The organism is Sphingobacterium sp. 18053 (assembly GCF_902706145.1).
GTDB lineage: Bacteria > Bacteroidota > Bacteroidia > Sphingobacteriales > Sphingobacteriaceae > Sphingobacterium > Sphingobacterium paramultivorum.
Window position 1 is genome coordinate 1 of record NZ_CACSJW010000033.1, and the last position, 590, is coordinate 590.

Genomic DNA, 590 nt, shown 5'->3' on the forward strand with positions numbered 1-590 from the left:
CTTTACACCCTGACCGTCATCAGGGCTTTTCCATTTCTATTTCTCAGACGTCTGCCGTCTGAGTTTTTTCTGCTCATCTAACAAATCAATTTGGGCATCTGTGACCTGAGATTGAGCCGAGATTAATAAACGCTGTAACGTATCAAAAGTATCAGCATTCTTATTCTTCGCCTGTCTAACCGCAGTCAGCATTGCTTCAAATGCAGGCTTGCATTCTTCAATCATTTCACCCAAAAGATTGCTTGTTGCTACGTTTGCCTCATTAGAAACAGCCTGAACAAGTTCATACATTTCGGGGGAAACCGTAACAAGAACACGTCGTCTTTTTTTATTTACCGTCATCTAAAAAATCCGTCATTTTTTTTGTCATATATGGATACTACTATATCCTTTATAGATTAGCAATTATCGATTTTTTCGCTCGCCGCTGGGCAGAGGTTGGGGGAAAAGCGCCCCCAACCTTTGCCAATAGCGTACTTTATCCGCTAGCCGTCAAGGCCAAGGCAAGCGATGAAATTTTTTTTTGAAAAAAGCGATCAAAAAAAAATCCCATCGGCCTTGACGGGATAAAAGTTTCACATGATCCCTGA

At 41.4% G+C, this 590-nt stretch carries 1 protein-coding gene; it reads right to left on the minus strand.

Annotation, left to right across the window (positions count from 1 at the left end):
• Positions 1 to 36 precede the first annotated feature (36 nt).
• The gene (locus GVK91_RS27155) at positions 37 to 342 is read right to left on the minus strand and encodes a hypothetical protein (protein WP_003680963.1); all 306 of its coding nucleotides are present in this window, start codon (positions 340 to 342) and stop codon (positions 37 to 39) included.
• Positions 343 to 590: the final 248 nt, after the last annotated feature.